We start from the raw sequence: 1,490 nt of genomic DNA on the forward strand, positions 1-1,490 counted from the left end.
GCTCCACTGAAGGGCAGTCATTGTGACTGACAAGATCGACAAGGGTCCGGCCGCAACTCCGCCGGCCGGGCCCGGTGCCTCGGGCATCCCCTACGAGGCGATCAAGGCAATTCCGGTACGGCACTACGGGCGCTGGATCAGTGCCGTGGTGGTGGCCGTGCTGCTGGCGTGGCTGGTGTACGCGTTCTCCCAGGGCAAGATCATCTGGGGGACGGTCGGCGACAAGCTGTTCGACCCCTCGGTGCTGAGCGGCCTGGGCAACACGATCATCATCAGTGTGGCGTCGATGGCGCTGGGCCTGGTGCTGGGCATCGTGTTCGCGGTGATGCGGCTCTCGCACAACCCGGTCACGAGTTTCGTGTCGTGGCTGTACATCTGGTTCTTCCGCGGTACCCCGGTCTATGTGCAGCTGCTGGTGTGGTTCAGCCTTCCGCTGATCTTCCAGTACATCAACCTGGGTCCGATCTACAAGAACGAGACCGTTGATGTGATGACCCCGTTCATGGTGGCCCTGCTGGGGCTGGGCCTGAACGAGGGCGCCTACATGGCGGAGATCGTGCGGGCGGGCATCCAGTCCGTCGACGAGGGGCAGAGCGAGGCCTCGCACGCGCTGGGCATGACCCGGACGCAGACGATGCGCCGGGTGGTGCTGCCGCAGGCGATGCGGGTGATCATCCCGCCGACCGGCAACGAGTTCATCAACATGCTGAAGACCTCCTCGCTGGTCTCGGCGGTGCAGTACACCGAGCTCCTGCGGGCCAGCTCGAACATCGGGTCCACCGCGGGTGCGATCATCGAGATGTATTTCGTCGCCTCGATCTGGTACCTGGCTTTGACCAGTGTCTTCAGTGTCGGCCAGTACTACCTGGAGCGGCGTTACGCGCGCGGTTCGCTGCGCAGTCTGCCGCCGACGCCCCTCGAGCGGCTGAAGGCCAACCTGAACATGTTCCGCCGTACGGAGGTGGCGAAGTGACCGCCCAGCCGATGGTCAAGGCCGAAGGCGTCCACAAGTCGTACGGCGCCGCCCACATCCTGCGCGGGATCGACCTGGAGGTCGCGCCCCGTGAGGTGTTCTGCCTGGTCGGTCCGTCCGGCTCCGGCAAGTCGACGTTCCTGCGCTGTATCAACCACCTGGAGCGGATCAACGCGGGCCGGCTGTCGGTCGACGGCCACCTGGTGGGCTACAAGCAGAAGGGCGACAAGCTCTACGAGCTGAAGGACTCCGAGGTCGCGGCGCAGCGCCGGGACATCGGGATGGTCTTCCAGCGGTTCAACCTGTTCCCGCACATGACGGCCATAGAGAACGTCATGGAAGCGCCGGTGATGGTCAAGGGCGAGTCGAAGGCGGTGGCGCGTGAGCGTGCCGTGCGGCTGCTGGACCGGGTGGGTCTGGGCGACAAGGGCGGGAACTATCCCACCCAGCTGTCGGGCGGGCAGCAGCAGCGGGTGGCGATCGCGCGTGCGCTGGCGATGGAGCCCAAGCTGATGCT

2 protein-coding genes are annotated in these 1,490 nt (G+C 65.6%); both read left to right on the forward strand.

Annotated elements, in window-relative coordinates; genetic code table 11:
- The first annotated feature begins 22 nt into the window (after window positions 1-22).
- Window positions 23-973, forward strand: a complete 951-nt coding sequence (locus tag ACFWP3_RS41960; RefSeq protein ID WP_384232219.1) for an amino acid ABC transporter permease — start codon at window positions 23-25, stop codon at window positions 971-973.
- A gap of 11 nt (window positions 974-984) precedes the next feature.
- Window positions 985-1,490, forward strand: a 506-nt coding sequence (locus ACFWP3_RS41965; protein ID WP_384232220.1) for an amino acid ABC transporter ATP-binding protein, incomplete at its 3' end; no start/stop codon positions are given.

The organism is Streptomyces sp. NPDC058525, from assembly GCF_042719495.1.
Classification (GTDB): Bacteria; Actinomycetota; Actinomycetes; order Streptomycetales; family Streptomycetaceae; genus Streptomyces.